Raw genomic sequence first — 15,385 nt, forward strand, 5'->3', positions numbered from 1 at the left:
AAGTTGATCGAGGAGAGTCCTTTTCCCATCCGGCAGATCCAGGTGGATGGTGGAAGTGAGTTCATGTCAGAGTTTGAAGAAGAATGCGAGAAGAGAGGGATTCTTCTGGCAGTACTGGCTCCCAAGTCTCCGAAGCTAAACGGTTATTTTGAACGGCTTAATGGCACCTGGCATTCGGATTTCTGTGACCTGTTTGATTTGCCGACTTCCCTTCAGGAACTGCGACCGATGTTGAATGATTTTACGGATAGCTATAACTGGGACCGACCTCATGATGGGATTGGTTTACAAACACCCCAGCATTTTCTAGAAGGCTTAGGTATCCAAGTGAGCCCTTTCCAGTCTCAAATGTCTTGAACCCGGACAATCGATTGACTGTAAAATAAAGTCATTAAAATGGAGTCATGCATGTGCTCACTGTTCGCCAAATCTCTGGCTCGCTTTATGATTCTTTAAGCCAACTGGCCAAGAAAAACCGCCGTAGTCTTCAGCAACAGGCTATTTTGCTACTGGAACGTGCTTGCTGGCTACAGCCAGACATGAACTTCACCGATCGAGCTCAGCTGATCCGAGAGCGACCAAAGGGTAGGATTTTGGGCGATACCACCGAGGACATCCACCAAGAGCGCAATGTGATAAACAGCTAGAAAAGCAAACTCGCCAATCGTCTCGCTAAGGCTGCTTAATCACTAATTGATATAAGGCCACAACCTTATCACTCAGCCCTAAAACTCCCGGCCCCTAGAAACAAGCCCTAATTCATGCTAGCGAAAGCCAATGTCAAAAGCTCAGACTTTCCAAGAAGTTATCCTGAGGCTCCAGCAGTTCTGGTCCGAACAAGGTTGCATGATTGCTCAGCCCACCGGGGTAGAAGTCGGAGCCGGAACTCTCAATAAACACACGTTTTTACGCGTACTGGGACCGGAGCCTTGGAACGTGGCTTATGTCGAACCCTCAAGACGGCCCACCGATGGGCGCTATGGTGAAAACCCCAATCGGTTTCAGCATTACTACCAGTTTCAAGTCATCCTCAAACCAGCTCCTCGTAATCCTCAAGAACTCTACCTGAATTCTCTGCGGGCCATTGGGCTCGATCCGATTGAAAACGACATTCGTTTTGTTGAGGACGATTGGGAACATCCGGGCCTTGGAGCCGCCGGGCTTGGCTGGGAAGTTTGGGCACAGGGAATGGAAGTGACCCAGTTTACTTACTTTCAACAATGCGGCGGACTCGAATTGGACGAAGTATCCTGTGAGCTTACCTATGGCCTTGAGCGGCTGGCCATGTGTGTTTTAGAAGTCGATAATGCCTACGACTTGACCTGGGCCACCTTAGCGAATGGGCAAAAAGTGACCTATGCCGATGTGCACCAGCAAGATGAACGCGAATGGTCTCATCATCATTTTCACGAAGTCGATATTGAAATGTGTCAACGACACTTAAACGACTATGAAAAGCAAGCCCAGAGCCTTCTCGATGCCAAGTTAGCCTTGCCCGCTTATGACTACGCTCTCAAGTGCAGTCATTTATTCAACCTCTTAGACGCTCGAGGCGCCATCAAAGCCATCGATCGACCGACATTTATTGGAAGAGTGCGAAATTTGACAAAACGATGCGCGGAGCTTTATCTCGAATCACGACGTGAACAAGGCTTTCCGATGCTGAAAGAGGTTGCTCAATGAAATTGATTTATGAAATTGGATGCGAAGAACTTCCGGCTGCAGCTGTAGATGTTGCGCTCCATTTTTTGCCACAACAGCTCGAAAAAGAGTTGGGTGCTGCTCGTTTAAGTTTTAGCCATCTCCTCGTCCATGCTACTCCTCGCCGACTGGTCGTTGAAATCTCTGATTTAAGTCCAACTCAAAGCGACCTGACACTGGAAATCCTTGGCCCTCGAGTCGAACAAACTTTTCAAGCAACCGGCGAATTAAGCCCGGCCGTTTTAGGCTTCTTAAAAGCCAAAAACCTCGACTCAGCCCAAACCTACTCAAAACAAACAGACAGAGGCTGGGTGCTGGCAGCTCAGTGGGCAGAAAAAGGAAAGCCGGCGATCTCTGTCCTACCCGAGCTTCTTTTGCGGGTGACGCTGCAAATCCCTTTTGCCAAAACCATGCGTTGGGAAAGCAGTAGGACCCGATTTGCTCGACCCATCCGATGGTTGTTATGCCTTTTGGACGACCAGGTCGTTCCTTTCGAAATCGCAGGCGTACACACAAGCAATCGAACTTGCGGACACCGATTCTTAGCGCCCTCGTTCCAGGAAGTGACAACGGATACTTATTCTCAACATCTGGAGCAATCTGGGATCGTATTGAGTAAAGAAGAACGTGAAGCCAGAATCTGGGAACAAGCACAAGCCTTGGCCAAAAGCATCGGTGGCCGCGTTAAACCAGATCCTGAGCTGCTCAGCATCGTAGCGAATCTCGTCGAATCTCCTTGGCCTGTTCTCGGTCAGTTCGAACAGAAATACTTGGATATCCCTCAAGAAATTTTGATTTCTGAGATGCGAGAGCATCAAAAGTACTTTGCTGTTTTAGACGCAAATGAGAAGTTGCTTCCATTCTTTGTGTTGGTGTCCGCTTGTCAACCGAGCCATCCAACAAGACTCGCTGCCGGCAATGCGCGGGTGCTGAAAGCTCGTTTTGAAGATGGGGGTTTTTACTACTTCGAAGACCAAAAGAAAGCCCTTTCGGACTTTTTGCCCACTCCCAGCCTGGAGCTGATGAACTGCTCGCGAAGGCTGGGTGAGCTTTTAGCCTATCCGGACCCCATCGAACTAGAACGTGCGACCCAATTATGCAAAGCAGACCTTCAAACCGGAGTCGTAGGCGAATTTCCTGAACTTCAGGGTGTCATGGGATCGATTTACGCCGCCCAACAAGGTGAATCACCCGCTGTTTGCCAGGGTATTCGAGAGCACTATTGGCCCAAATTCTCAGGCGATGCATTGCCTCAAACTCAATTGGGAGCCATTTTAAGTGTGGCGGATCGGCTGCATACTCTGACCAGTCGCAAAATCCCCAAAGGAAGTGCAGACCCCTACGGACTGCGAAGAGCCGCGATTGGGTTGACTCGGCTCATCGTATTCAATCGATTTGAGCTCGATCTCCAATCCTTGCTGCCTCCAGACGTACTGGAATTTGTCATGAACCGAGCCCGCAGTGTCTTCTTAGAAAATCACTCCACTTTGATAGTCGATGCAACCCAATCGGCTTCGAAATTCAATCTACTCGCCTGGAGTGATCGTATCGACGCATTGAAGCAATTTAATTTTGCTGCGGTTGCAGCTGTGTTTAAACGCGTCAGCAATCTGGTTTCCAAATCAGACGATGCGCGGCATGAAGCCTCTTTAGAGTCTCTGGAATCCGAAGCCGACTTTGCGTTACGCGATGCGATTCTAAGCGTTTCGCTGGACTCAAACTTCCGAACTCTTTTAGAAGAACTGGAAGCCATTAAACCCATTTTGGATCGCTTCTTCGAAGAAACACTGGTCATGTGTGAAGATCGAGCGCTTCGAAATGCACGGCTTAAGCTTTTAATGGAGGTCCAAACACGAGCCAGTTTTGTAGCCGATTTCAGCAGACTTAGCGCATCTTCTTGAAATGCCACAACAGACACCCTAATACCATCAGCCAAGAGATAGCAGCTGGATTTGTTTGCTCACAGCTGCTCAGTTCAGGATGATTCGGGCGAGCGAGGCTTTGTTCTTGGGTATTGGTTGCTGGGCATTTCGTCCATGCAGACGAAACATCGGTATTGCAAAATCCCATGGCGAGACCCGGTGATGCATAAAACCCTGACTTCAGCTCACACGTCTCAATGGCCCAGCGATCTGAGATAAGATTTCGCGAAAATCCCTTTTCGACCGACTTCGAATCCGAAATAGGCGCGCAGACTTTTTCTAAGCAGATCTCTTGAACTCCTTGCGAATGAAACTTCAAATCTTTGAGAATCACGACCGGATAGCCCGAACAAAGATTTTGCCCCAAGTCTGCGCGTTGCGCAATAATCCCATATTCACCAGGCTGGAGCCAGCAGTCCTCTTCAGGGAGACTCCTCTGCCATACCAGCTCGCGCTTTTTACCATCGCGTTTTTGAACCAACAAGCCTCGAAGATTCATGGCTTCGTCGCTATCGTTCCACACTTCAAACCACTGTTGTCCACTGTGGCGTTCTATCCCTCGGATAAATACTTCGGTGATCCTCATCGCAAAGCGCAAGCCCGGTTCCATTTTAATTGCGATTCTTTTAAAGTCCCTATTGCGGACCAATTACTCATCAAGATTTTAAACCCTGCTTGCACAAGAGAATTTTTACAATTTATTCGAAATTTTTCTTGTTTTACGGACTGTGAACTGCTAAAGGGGGGAACGTAGTTGGGATCCATCTCATCTATAACCTTTTTTCAATTGGGGATATTCATGAAACGTAGCTATTTGTTGTTGACCGTTCTTTCCTTGGCTCTTTTTGGTATTTCTGCTTGCAGCAAGTGCAGCAAAAGCGAAGAAGCTGTTCCTGCTGAAGTAGCTCCTGAAGCTGCTCCCGCTGAAGTAGCTCCTGCTGAAGCTGCACCAGCACCTGCTGAGGCTGAAGCCGCTCCTGCTGAACAAGCAAACTAAACGAGAAGCTTTGGTTCCAAGCCTCTTGAAAAGCGTTTGACGCTGACCAAGAGGTTTTTTTTATGGCAATTTTGCGCGCAAGCCTTCCGAAACACTCTCGCGAATGGTTTTCACCGATTCGGATTGGAATTTCTGACCCAGACGCGCTTCTAGAAACTGTTCAAATACGCGCTTGATCGCATCTTCGATCTCATCCAGATTGGACATCCGAATCAAGACATCGGCTTCCAGAGAGTCTTCTTGATTCTTCTCGAGTCCGTTGGTTTTTACGCCCGACAAAGAACCGTCTAAAGCATTTAAAGCCAAGCTATGGACTCGCTCTCCAAGCGTTAAGTCCAGAGAGATCGATTCCACATACGCGCCAGCCCGAACGGCTTGAAGAAATTCCCCGCTTTCTTCCAATTTTGGACTTGCAATCATGACTTTTTGCTCGTCGGAATCAAGCGGCTTTAATACGACTCGACGACCTAGAGTGAGCTGAACCGGTAGGTGATCCAAGTGGAAATACAACCAGGTTAAAAACTCAGGTCCCAAAAATGACAGTTTCACTGAGATTCTCCAATATACCCTTTGAACGAAGCGAGACCTGAGAAGCTTGCGCAATTTCCGGATAAGTCAGCTGTTTGAGTTGAAGGTGAAATGTTTGCTCGAACAACCTTTCAAATCGCTCCAGCACTCCTTGACCCCTTCCAAACAGCCTAAGCTCCGAACGGCTCAGATCCCACAGCACATCGATCACGCGACTCTTGGGAAGAATGCGTTGCCGCAATTCGCTCACCACGATTTCTTCCAGCATCTGGCGATTTTTATCGGGGAACTCCCTGAGTCGCTTTTCCACCAAATCCTTCAGCAACGGTTTGGGGATCGAAAGCTTATCCTCTCGATAACCCAAGACCACCCTCTCTCCAAAGAGAAACTGCTCGCTCAATAAAGGCGCATCGTCCAAGTAAGGGGTGTTCAAGGGGACCCAACCAGATGTTTCCGTATCTCGACCTTCTGGATGCAAGGGAATAAATCGCCGCACCGATAGAACTTTTTCAAAATGTCCCACAATCTGATTGGGCAACGAGCCCAATACCGAAAAGCGAAGATAGGTCATCGACCCGGAAAAAATCGCCATAAAACTCCTCGATAAGCCGTTAAACACATTCCGAGACTCAGCACTGCCAAAACATAAGCCAGCGGTTCCTGAGGGTAGAGCGCCAACGCTAAAGCCACGATGCTGCTTGGCCAAAAAATACGATTTGATAAAACGGTTCCATCGGAAATCGCAATATTGTCAATACCACCCGTAGCCAGTTCGAAGGATACCGCGATCAGCACAGGAATCGTTAAATAGAAATCCACGCTGCCTACCCATACTGCTAAGATGGAATGCGAAAGAACCCAAAACAAGCGAATCCAATCGAATCGGAACATGCCGGTCGAACGAATCAGAGCAAAACTGGTTTTCAGATAATCGATCGCGCTCACCCAAGTAATTGCCACAATCACATAACATAAACCAGCGCAAACTTGATCAGTTAGAAGAAACTGAAGCAACCCGTACCAATACACAAAGCAAAAGCCTACTGGAGCAGCCCAATGAGGAGCATTTCGCTTTAAAAACACGCGATAAACAACCCAAATCGCAAAAAAGAATAGAGCCCAGAACAAGGCAACCACCTGAGCGTAGGCAGTCGGCAAAAAGACAGTCAGAAAGACGTTTCCAAATCCTCCCATCTGAATGATGGTTTTCAGCTTGGCTAAAATAGTCGTTTTTACTTCTGCTTTGCGCAAAGATACACTGCTACGCAGAACCGTTACTAAGAATTCTCGGGATAAAATTGCGACCGGAATCCAAACTGGGACCCAACCTTTGACCGCCAGAGCAAAGGTAACCGCAGCAATCATAATCTTGTCAGCGACCGGATCGAGCAAACTCCCAAGCTTGGTAGGACCCTCGCGCCTGGCCATCATGCCATCGATAAAATCGGTCATCCCAAGAAAAACAAACAAAAAAAAGGCGACCCAATACCAACACGCATCCCCAAACAGCAGCATTGCACACGGAATGGGCAAGGCAGCGATGCGAGCGAGTGTCACTTGGTTGGCAATCATCGCTTGGCTGAAGACCTTAAGGTAGCCAGTTCTTTTTTGGTCAGAGGCCTGAATTCACCGGGAGCGAGACCTGCAATGGAGATGCCTGCAAAGTGCGTTCGGATGAGTTTCTGAGCAGGATGCTCAATTCGCCAAAACATATTCTTGATTTGGTTATTTTTGCCTTGTGTCAGCACCACGCGAAGCCAAGTGTTGACTTTGGCTTTTCTTAACACTTCGATTTCACTGGAGCCCGTCGGGCCGTCGGGTAAATAGATCCCACGTCGGAGTTTATTTAACTGTTCCTCCGAAGGAGTTCCCTTGACCTTCACTTCGTATACTTTCGGCACATGGTATTTGGGGTGAATCAACTGATTGGTCAACTCACCGTCGTTGGTCATCAAAAGTGCACCTTCTGCATCGTAGTCAAGACGCCCGACCGGATAAATCCGACCGGCAGCAGCCCCCAAGACCAAATCAATGACCGTCTTGCGACCCGCCGTATCGCGTGCAGTCGACACAGTTCCAACCGGTTTATACAACAGGAAATAGACTCGTTCGGTAATCTGCTCGGACGCGGTATGGATTCGCTTTCCATCGACGTAAACGCAATCAGCGTCCGGATCGATGATAAACCCTTGTGTTCTAACTTGGGAGTCGTTAACACGAACTTTTCCCTCGTCAATCATTTTCTCGACTTGGCGTCTTGAAGCAACTCCCGCTCGGGCCAGTGCTTTGTGAAGTCTCTCTTTTGACATATTGGGCAAATCTTGCGCTTTTACACGTTCTGAGCAATAGGGTTTAACTACTTTGGATAGACTTTGAGGTCTCCACCAGTACCCCCAAAGCTCGATCCAGCTCTTTTAAGGCTTTCTGGTTCTGCTGTTCGCTTTCTTTTGAAAAAAATTCTTTTTCTAAAAACAGATCTGCCAGAGTTTCCGGTTCAAGTTGTTCTTTCTCTTCATCTCCCACTTTTTCTTGATTAAGATCTTGATACTCTTTGAGCGAAGGAAGTTCATGCAGCGAGTTAAACGCAAAAAACTCTAGAAATTCTTTGGAAGTTCCGTACAGCAGAGGCCTTCCAAGGCCTTGGGATTTGCCCATGATTTTAACCAGTTTGAGCGTCAGTAAGCGCTTCAGCGAGCCGGAACAATCGACGCCTCGAATATCTTCGATCTCTTGTCGAGTGACCGGTTGGCGATACGCCACAATAGAGAGTACCTCCAACTGAGAGGCAGAGAGGCGCTGCGGCTTTTCTTGAAGCAAGGCTCGCACCAAGTCCCCATAAGCTGGAACGGTTCGAAATACATATCCCCCCCCCACTTCCTGCAGCGAAATCCCGGTTTCGCGATGACGCAAGCTCTCAAAAGTTTCTTGGATTTGCTCTTTGGCGAATTCATAGCCTTGGTTTTCAAAAATCGTTACTATCTGAGCCAAAGATAAGGGTTCGGGAGAAGCAAATAAGATAGCTTCTAAAGCATGTTCTAAGTTAAACATTCCATTCACCCAAATCCGACTCGAACTCGACATCCAAAACTTTGAGATGAATGGCTTCTGCTCCTGGCTCTTGCTTGATTTCTACCAGCTTCAATCGAGCCATCTCCAAAATCGCCAGAAAAGTGACAATCACATCCAAGCGCGTTTTGATCTGAAAATAGCGAAGCGCATCTTGAAAAAGAAACTGCAACTTGATTCGACTAAAATCGATCATCTCGCTTAAGCGAGCTCGAAGGCTGATCGATTCAAATGAAACCGTGTGGCCCGTTTTCGGCTGCAATGCCTCTAATATTTTCGCAAAATTCTCAATCAATTCGTATGAGTTCACCGGTGCCAACAATCGCTCTTCCTGCGCCTCTAAACTGGGTTCTTCATACACACGCCCAAATACGCTGTATCCCAAGGTATCGCGTTTCCCCAGTTGCTCCGCGATTCCTTTAAAACGCTGATATTCGAGCAACCTTCGCACCAAGTCTGCCCTTGGATCTACCAACGCTTCTTCCTCTTCCGTTGAGGTCTCCTCATCCGGCAAGAGCATCCTGCTTTTGATTTGCAGCAACGTCGCCGCCATCAATAAGAATTCGCCTGCCAAATCAAGCTCAAGGTTTTCTATTTCCTCCAAATATTTTTGGGTAATCACAGAAATAGAGATATCGAAGATATCCATCGAGTGCTTCTTGATTAAATGCAGCAACAGATCCAGAGGGCCTTCAAAATTCGGCACCGAAACTCGCAATTCATCGGACTCAGGATTGGGAGAATAGTCTTTCGCATCCAAGTTTTTAAAGGGACCACGAGCTTCGATTCGACAACGATCATCTCCCAGTTGAATCGAGGCTAGATTAAGAGCCATGATATTCCCCATAGCACCATTCTCACACCATACCCTACGACAGTTCCCCCGCCAAAAATTAAAGCAATCAATAAAAACCACGATAATTGAGGAGCCAACAGTTCGTATTTGCGAGCGGCTTCGTGAGGCAGAAACGCCAAAAGTACTTTTGCTCCATCGAGCGGAGGGACAGGAATCAAGTTAAAAACAAAAAGCGAAATGTTCAACAAAATGAAGGGCTGAAAGAGACCTGCCCATTCATATCCCCCGTATTTCACCCCCAACAAACAAAGAGAGGCAAAAAGCAGATTCGATAGCGGGCCTGCAAGGGCAACCCAGCATTCCGCAGTCCGTGTCGCCAGCTCTTTGCCAAAAAATCGACGCTTCAAATAATTTGGATTATAGGGTGAGGGCTTGCCAGCTGCGAAAATTGGAACCCCTGCTCCCGTAGAAGCGGAAGCAACAATCAAGATAGCCGGCAAAGCAACCGTCCAAATGGGGTCAATGTGTTTAAAAGGATCCAGCGTAAGCCGCCCGAGTTGCTCTCCTGTTTTGTCACCTAAGAATCGAGCCATGGCTACATGGGAAAATTCGTGAACGGTAATTGCTAAAATTAACGCTCCTAAAGTCATGACTAGATGCAAAATCACATTATCCATATTTTCAAGCCCTTGGGTGATGTTTATCGTATAGCTGATGCAAACGCCTTTGGTCAACATGCATATAAATTTCGGTTGTGGAAAGATCCGCGTGTCCTAATAATGCCTGAACCCCTCTTAAATCGGCACCACGTTCCACGAGATGGGTGGCGAAACTATGACGAAGCTGATGCGGAGAAACCGATTTTTGAATACCGGCTATTCGGGCGTATTTTTTAAGCTTTTTCCAAAATCCTTGTCGAGTTATTCGAAACAAAGGCCCTTGCCTCTCCTGAAAAATGGAAAGCGACTCCAACGCGCGTTCTCCCAAAGGCACCAAGCGTTCTTTGCTTCCTTTTCCTCGGACTTTAAGAAACCCGCGTAACAAATCAATATCTTGCCAATCCAGCCCGATGAGCTCAGAAACACGCAAACCCGTCGCGTAAAGAACGCATACCATCGCGTAATCCCTGGGTTCTTGAATCGCTGCCATCAGCCCATCCACCTCTTCAAGGCTTAAGAATTGGGGGAGTTTTTTGGCCATCTTCGGCAACTCCAAGTCAACCGCTGGGTTTTTGAGAATCACTCCTTCACGCACCCAAAAGCGGAAAAATTGCCGAATCGTCGATAGGTGCCTGCTCTGACTGCGAACCCCAATCAAAGAAAGTAGAAAGGATTCTTGATAATGCAGCAAATCTTTAGGCATGACTTCGCCAGGCCCTAAAGCGTTTTGTTTTTGAAAGAACTCAGCCAAGCGCTTTAAATCTCGTTCGTAGGCTTCCAGAGTATTCAAAGACAAGGCCTTCTCAACCTGTGCAAAATTTAAAAAACCAGTAATCGCTTGCGACCAAGAGAGCAGTTCGGTCATTGATCGGACTCCAAAGTGGGTCAAAATAGTCCATAAGTGCATACCATGCAACCGATCGAAACGGGTGACGAAGCACCCAACCCAGTGCCTGCGGAGATCGTCCACCAGTATTTGTTTGGGTTTCAATGCTTGCGCAGGTCTGGAACAGGTCGAAGAGAAAGCGTATTATCAAGACCTGCAAACAGCGGGTTGTTCCAAGATTCAAGCTTACTTCATTGCTTTTAATAGCAAGCACGTCAGTAGCTAGCATCGCCTTGCTCGCATGTGACGGAGTTTTCGACGAGCTTACTCAGCCGAATCGATTGAGTTACGCCACGGCCCTACATCCAGAACATTGTCAAATCCGTTTTGCATCAAAAGCTTACGTGCCGCTGCGCTGCGCCCTCCGGAAGCGCAACAAACAATGACCGGCTGCGCTTTATCGAGCCTCGACAAGCTTGAGCCCAATTCACTCACGGGAATATTAATCGCCACAGGATTGGCCCCTTGAGCAACTTCTTCTCGTGTTCGGACATCCAAAACCACGCCGCCCTCGGCCAAATATTCTTTGAGAGAATCCATACTTATCGAGCTTTCACATTCTTCCGCTCTCATTGTCAACACCGATGAGCAAGCTGTTCTTTGGCAAGCTTCAGCATCTTTCTCTCCAGCAGTCGACAGGTTTCTCGAGAAATCTTCAGATTCTTGGCGACTTTTTCGAGTGATTTCGGTTCATCGGCCAGCAATCTATGCTCAACAATGGCATTCGCGTAAGGGCTTTGTACTTCTTGAATCACGCGTTCCAAAGCCTCGCGAACCAAGCTCTTTCTTTGCTCTGCCTCTAGATTCACCTCCGGAATCGACATTGCTCGTTCATCTGGATCGTTTAAACCGCGGGCTTGATTGTCACGTTCATCAATCGCCATGAAAGCTTGCATCTTCGCTCGAATCCAAAAGACCGCGTAAGTCGCAAATCGAACTTGTCGATGGGTTTCGAAAGTTTCCGTTGCCCGCATGAGACCCAGTATTCCCTCTTGCAACAAATCATCGTATCGAAAACGTGAACGCAACATTTGCCCAACCATAAAGTGAACAAGCCCCAGGTTCGCCATCACCAGCGCATTGCGAGCTTTGAGATTGCCTCCTCGCTGAAATTGATCGACTAAAATGGATTCTTGCGCTGAGCTAAGCCGATCGGTCTTGATTTTTTTACTGATCATGAAATAATGCCTTGTGAATTTAATATATAACAAAAACGATTATTTCGGTATTTATATACATATTCCATTTTGCAGAAGGCGCTGCATTTATTGCGATTTTTATTTCACGATTCAGCGTCCAAATCCCGAATTTGCTCAAGCCATTCTTCAAGAATACGAGTCGCGCCAAAATGAGCGATCCGAAAGCGCTCAAACGCTGTATTTTGGGGGCGGAACTCCAAGTCTTTTACCTGTTCCGGAACTCAGAACCATGATCGCAGCGCTCGGAAAAGATGCGTCTGAAATCACCCTGGAAGCGAATCCTGAAGACTTGAACGAAGCCTACCTGAACGAGCTCCGTGCAGCTGGCTGTAACCGACTCAGCTTGGGAATTCAAAGTTTTGAAGACCCCATTCTCAAATTTTTGGGCCGCAAACATCGATCGAAACAAGCTTACGAAACGGTTCTGTTGGCCAAGAAAGCAGGTTTTGAGCAAATATCGGTCGATCTCATCGTGGGCATCGAAGGAGAGAATCTGGAATCCGCCCGCTGGCTGCGAGATCAAGAGATTGGGCATCTCAGTGTTTACTTGCTAACCGTTGAGCCTTTTACCCCTCTTGCCCGTTTTATCGACCAAGGGCGTCTCAAAAAAATCGACGAAGATGTTCAGGCCGATGCTTATATTCGGATGCAAGAAAGCCTCTCGATGCTAGGATATCAACAGTACGAGATCTCGAACTACGCGCTGCCAGGACAAGAAAGCCTGCACAATCGAATTTACTGGTCTCAGGGTACCTATCTAGGGCTCGGACCTGGTGCTCATTCCATGCGTCTGCATGCCGATGGTTCCGTAACCCGTCGACGCAATCTTCCTCTGCTCAACCAGTGGCTTCAAAATCCAAGCTCTGCTCCTCATGAAGCAGAACTGCTCACTCCCGTCGAAGCGCTTCAGGAAGCGCTTGCATTTGGTATTCGAGACCTGCGCGGAATCGTTCCAGAAGCGCTTGCACGCCGACACAAAACTCCACTGGCAGCGAATTTCAAAACCTGTGTTCAAGAGCTCATGGACCGACATTGGCTCGCTCAAGAGCACGGCCGAATTTATTTGACTCAGACCGGTGCTCGATTTGCAGATGCAGTGAGTCGTGCATTTTTAACTCAAGCTAGCGAATAACCCAGCTTATTGAAAAGCCCGTAGCAGCTCTTGGCCTTTCTCTGGTTTCATGCTAGGGTTTGCGACTTATGAATACCAGCTATGATGCGTCTTCTATTAAAATCTTAGAAGGTTTGGAAGCGGTTCGAAAAAGACCTGGAATGTACATCGGGGATACGGACGACGGTTCCGGTTTACATCACATGGTTTTCGAAGTGGTGGATAACTCAGTGGATGAATCGCTTGCAGGCCACTGCGATACCGTCACCGTCACGATTCATGAAGATGAGAGCATCAGCGTAGAAGATAACGGCCGAGGTATTCCGGTCGACATGCACGAATCGGGAAAACCGGCTTGCGAAGTCATTATGTGTGTATTGCACGCGGGGGGCAAGTTTGATCAAAATTCATACAAGGTCTCTGGAGGTCTGCACGGAGTCGGCATTAGCGTGGTAAACGCGCTGAGCGAAGAATTGACTCTGCAAATTAAACGCAACGGCAAGCTTCACCAGCAACGCTTCAGCCGAGGAGATCCTGTTTCAGAGCTTGAGATCATTGGCGATGCGGATACAACCGGAACAAAAATCCGTTTTAAACCGGATGGTCAGATTTTTAACAATATTAATTTTCACTTTGATATTTTGGCCGGTCGTCTCAGAGAACAGGCTTTCTTAAATCGAGGGCTCTCTGTCAAAATCATCGATGAACGAAGCGGAAAAGACAAAGATTTTCTATTTAAAGAGGGCATCAAAGAGTTTGTTCAGTATTTAAATAAAAACAACTCAGCCCTTCACAAAGAGCCTGTTTGCATTTCCGGTTCAAAACCAATGGGTGAAGATGTTCGCGGGCCAGAATGCACCGTCGATATTGCCATCCAATGGAACGACTCGTACCAAGAACATGTATTTTGCTTCACCAACAACATCAAGAACGGGGATGGCGGAGCCCATTTGGCCGGATTCCGAGGCGCGCTGACCCGAACTTTGAATAATTACGTCAACCGCGTATTTCAAAAACAAGTGGGAAAAGCGGTCTTATCTGGGGAAGATATGCGTGAGGGTCTAACGGCTGTAGTCGCCGTTAAACTTCCTGATCCGAAGTTTAGCTCTCAGACGAAAGACAAACTGGTATCCTCAGAAGTCAAAAGTGTTGTCGAAAGCTTGGTTTCCGAACAACTCATGGGTTGGTTGGACGAACATCCAACGGAAGCTAAACTCATTTGTCAAAAAGTGATCGAAGCGGCGCGGGCTCGAGAAGCCGCTCGAAAAGCCCGAGAAATCACGCGTCGAAAAGGCGTCTTAGACGGTTTGGGTTTGCCCGGTAAACTCGCGGACTGCCAAGAGAAAGATCCCGCTTTGTGCGAACTGTTTGTTGTGGAAGGGGATTCTGCAGGCGGTTCCGCTAAAAGTGGACGTGATCGCCGTTCACAAGCCATTTTGCCATTGAGAGGCAAAATTTTGAACGTTGAAAAAGCACGCTTTGACAAAATGCTCTCCAGTCAGGAAATCATCACCCTGATCACAGCACTGGGAACCGGCATTGGGCCCGACGAATTCGATGCTTCGAAAGTTCGCTATCATAAAATTGTCTTGATGACCGATGCAGATGTGGACGGAAGCCACATCCGAACTCTGCTTTTGACTTTTTTCTATCGCCAAATGCGTGAATTGGTCGAGCGTGGCTATCTGTATATCGCTCAGCCTCCGCTTTATAAAGTTCAAAAAGGCAAAAAAGAACACTATTTGAAAGACAACGATGCTCTCGAGCGATTTTTAGTCCATCATATGCTGGAGTCCTTAGAGGTACATTCTCAAGAAGGCCTCATCGCTCAAACCGAACTTCAGAAAGGGATTACCGCTCTTTATGCCTATCAGCGCATGCTTGAGCGAATTCGCAAACGACAAGAACCTCGTATCGTCGATGCCCTCGTCCGTGCAGTTAAAATTGAAAGCCTAGAAATCAATCTGGAAGCTCTGTCTCATCACGTTATGCATCACTCACCCGAAATTATGCCCGTACAGACTCATCTGTCCGAGCAAGGGCTCGCGATCACCAGCTTGCACAATGGAGCTCCGATTGAGACGCTCATCAACGATGCCTGGCTCAAAAGCATCGAACTGCGAGAACTGAAACGGCTTGCCATGCAAATTGAGATTTTGGGAAGCGGGCCCTATCGCGTTGTTCGAAACCAAGGTGATTTTGAAGCAAAGTCGATTTTTGAACTGGCCGATTACCTTGACCAAATCGCTCGCAAAGGCCAAACCATCCAGCGCTACAAAGGTCTCGGAGAGATGAACCCGGCACAGCTTTGGGAAACAACCATGGAGCCAACGCATCGAACGCTGCTCCAAGTTAAAATCGAAGATGCCGTGGAAGCAGATGAAGCCTTTTCTGCCTTGATGGGCGATGAGGTAGAACCACGTCGCATTTTCATTGAAAATGCCGCGTTGGATGTGGTCAATCTTGATATTTAGACGAGTCTTTGAGCTAAGCTTCAAACAGCTTCGTTTGATCGTGCCT

Annotated in this window: 18 protein-coding genes; 7 read left to right on the forward strand and 11 right to left on the reverse strand. The window is 47.7% G+C overall.

The window, feature by feature from the left end:
- Window positions 1-63: 63 nt before the first annotated feature.
- The 4 genes from I8H75_04660 to I8H75_04675 all read left to right on the forward strand — a co-directional run bounded on the left by I8H75_04660 (window position 64) and on the right by I8H75_04675 (window position 3,602).
- Window positions 64-357: a transposase gene (locus tag I8H75_04660; protein MBH2006615.1), complete on the forward strand. Its 294-nt coding sequence runs from the start codon at window positions 64-66 to the stop codon at window positions 355-357.
- A gap of 53 nt (window positions 358-410) precedes the next feature.
- Complete coding sequence (locus tag I8H75_04665) at window positions 411-647, forward strand: hypothetical protein (protein ID MBH2006616.1); 237 nt, start codon at window positions 411-413, stop codon at window positions 645-647.
- A 130-nt stretch (window positions 648-777) separates the two neighbouring features.
- Window positions 778-1,683 carry a glycine--tRNA ligase subunit alpha gene (gene glyQ, locus I8H75_04670; GenBank protein MBH2006617.1) on the forward strand — a complete coding sequence of 302 codons (906 nt, stop codon included), beginning with the start codon at window positions 778-780 and terminating at the stop codon, window positions 1,681-1,683.
- Window positions 1,680-3,602 (forward strand): glycine--tRNA ligase subunit beta, encoded by a 1,923-nt coding sequence (locus I8H75_04675; protein ID MBH2006618.1) that lies wholly within the window; start codon window positions 1,680-1,682, stop codon window positions 3,600-3,602. Before glyQ ends, I8H75_04675 begins: the two co-directional genes overlap by 4 nt.
- Here the strand turns inward: I8H75_04675 and I8H75_04680 are convergent.
- On the reverse strand, window positions 3,586-4,209 hold the full coding sequence (locus tag I8H75_04680) for a hypothetical protein (GenBank protein MBH2006619.1): 624 nt from the start codon (window positions 4,207-4,209) through the stop codon (window positions 3,586-3,588). The two genes, I8H75_04675 and I8H75_04680, sit on opposite strands and share 17 nt — an antisense overlap.
- Window positions 4,210-4,422: 213 nt before the next feature.
- Between I8H75_04680 and I8H75_04685 the strand changes: the two genes are divergently transcribed.
- Window positions 4,423-4,620 (forward strand): hypothetical protein, encoded by a 198-nt coding sequence (locus I8H75_04685; GenBank protein MBH2006620.1) that lies wholly within the window; start codon window positions 4,423-4,425, stop codon window positions 4,618-4,620.
- Window positions 4,621-4,680: 60 nt separating this feature from the next.
- Here I8H75_04685 and I8H75_04690 read toward each other — a convergent pair whose 3' ends face one another.
- The 10 genes from I8H75_04690 to I8H75_04735 all read right to left on the reverse strand — a co-directional run bounded on the left by I8H75_04690 (window position 4,681) and on the right by I8H75_04735 (window position 11,733).
- Window positions 4,681-5,169, reverse strand: coding sequence for a hypothetical protein (locus tag I8H75_04690; GenBank protein ID MBH2006621.1), 489 nt, complete (start codon window positions 5,167-5,169; stop codon window positions 4,681-4,683).
- Window positions 5,144-5,740 carry a hypothetical protein gene (locus I8H75_04695; GenBank protein ID MBH2006622.1) on the reverse strand — a complete coding sequence of 199 codons (597 nt, stop codon included), beginning with the start codon at window positions 5,738-5,740 and terminating at the stop codon, window positions 5,144-5,146. The genes I8H75_04690 and I8H75_04695 overlap by 26 nt, the downstream gene beginning before the upstream one ends.
- Window positions 5,716-6,720 (reverse strand): CDP-alcohol phosphatidyltransferase family protein, encoded by a 1,005-nt coding sequence (locus I8H75_04700; protein MBH2006623.1) that lies wholly within the window; start codon window positions 6,718-6,720, stop codon window positions 5,716-5,718. The genes I8H75_04695 and I8H75_04700 overlap by 25 nt, the downstream gene beginning before the upstream one ends.
- A complete protein-coding gene (locus tag I8H75_04705) occupies window positions 6,717-7,457 on the reverse strand; it encodes an rRNA pseudouridine synthase (protein MBH2006624.1) in 741 nt (246 codons plus the stop codon). The genes I8H75_04700 and I8H75_04705 overlap by 4 nt, the downstream gene beginning before the upstream one ends.
- 43 nt (window positions 7,458-7,500) lie before the next feature.
- Complete coding sequence (gene scpB, locus I8H75_04710) at window positions 7,501-8,196, reverse strand: SMC-Scp complex subunit ScpB (protein MBH2006625.1); 696 nt, start codon at window positions 8,194-8,196, stop codon at window positions 7,501-7,503.
- Window positions 8,189-9,049, reverse strand: a complete 861-nt coding sequence (locus I8H75_04715; protein MBH2006626.1) for a segregation/condensation protein A — start codon at window positions 9,047-9,049, stop codon at window positions 8,189-8,191. Before I8H75_04715 ends, scpB begins: the two co-directional genes overlap by 8 nt.
- Window positions 9,034-9,660: a site-2 protease family protein gene (locus tag I8H75_04720; protein ID MBH2006627.1), complete on the reverse strand. Its 627-nt coding sequence runs from the start codon at window positions 9,658-9,660 to the stop codon at window positions 9,034-9,036. Before I8H75_04720 ends, I8H75_04715 begins: the two co-directional genes overlap by 16 nt.
- Before the next feature lie 31 nt (window positions 9,661-9,691).
- Entirely contained in the window at window positions 9,692-10,534 is an 843-nt protein-coding gene (locus I8H75_04725; GenBank protein ID MBH2006628.1) for a tyrosine recombinase, read from the reverse strand.
- A gap of 285 nt (window positions 10,535-10,819) precedes the next feature.
- Entirely contained in the window at window positions 10,820-11,095 is a 276-nt protein-coding gene (locus I8H75_04730) for a rhodanese-like domain-containing protein (protein MBH2006629.1), read from the reverse strand.
- Between the two features lie 35 nt (window positions 11,096-11,130).
- Window positions 11,131-11,733 (reverse strand): sigma-70 family RNA polymerase sigma factor, encoded by a 603-nt coding sequence (locus I8H75_04735; protein MBH2006630.1) that lies wholly within the window; start codon window positions 11,731-11,733, stop codon window positions 11,131-11,133.
- A gap of 13 nt (window positions 11,734-11,746) precedes the next feature.
- Between I8H75_04735 and hemW the strand changes: the two genes are divergently transcribed.
- Window positions 11,747-12,886: a radical SAM family heme chaperone HemW gene (gene hemW, locus I8H75_04740; protein MBH2006631.1), complete on the forward strand. Its 1,140-nt coding sequence runs from the start codon at window positions 11,747-11,749 to the stop codon at window positions 12,884-12,886.
- Between the two features lie 68 nt (window positions 12,887-12,954).
- Window positions 12,955-15,339 (forward strand): DNA topoisomerase (ATP-hydrolyzing) subunit B, encoded by a 2,385-nt coding sequence (gene gyrB, locus I8H75_04745; protein ID MBH2006632.1) that lies wholly within the window; start codon window positions 12,955-12,957, stop codon window positions 15,337-15,339.
- Window positions 15,340-15,385: the final 46 nt, after the last annotated feature.

This window comes from Myxococcaceae bacterium (genome assembly GCA_016000045.1).
Classification (GTDB): Bacteria; Myxococcota; UBA727; order UBA727; family JABDBI01; genus AER2-1.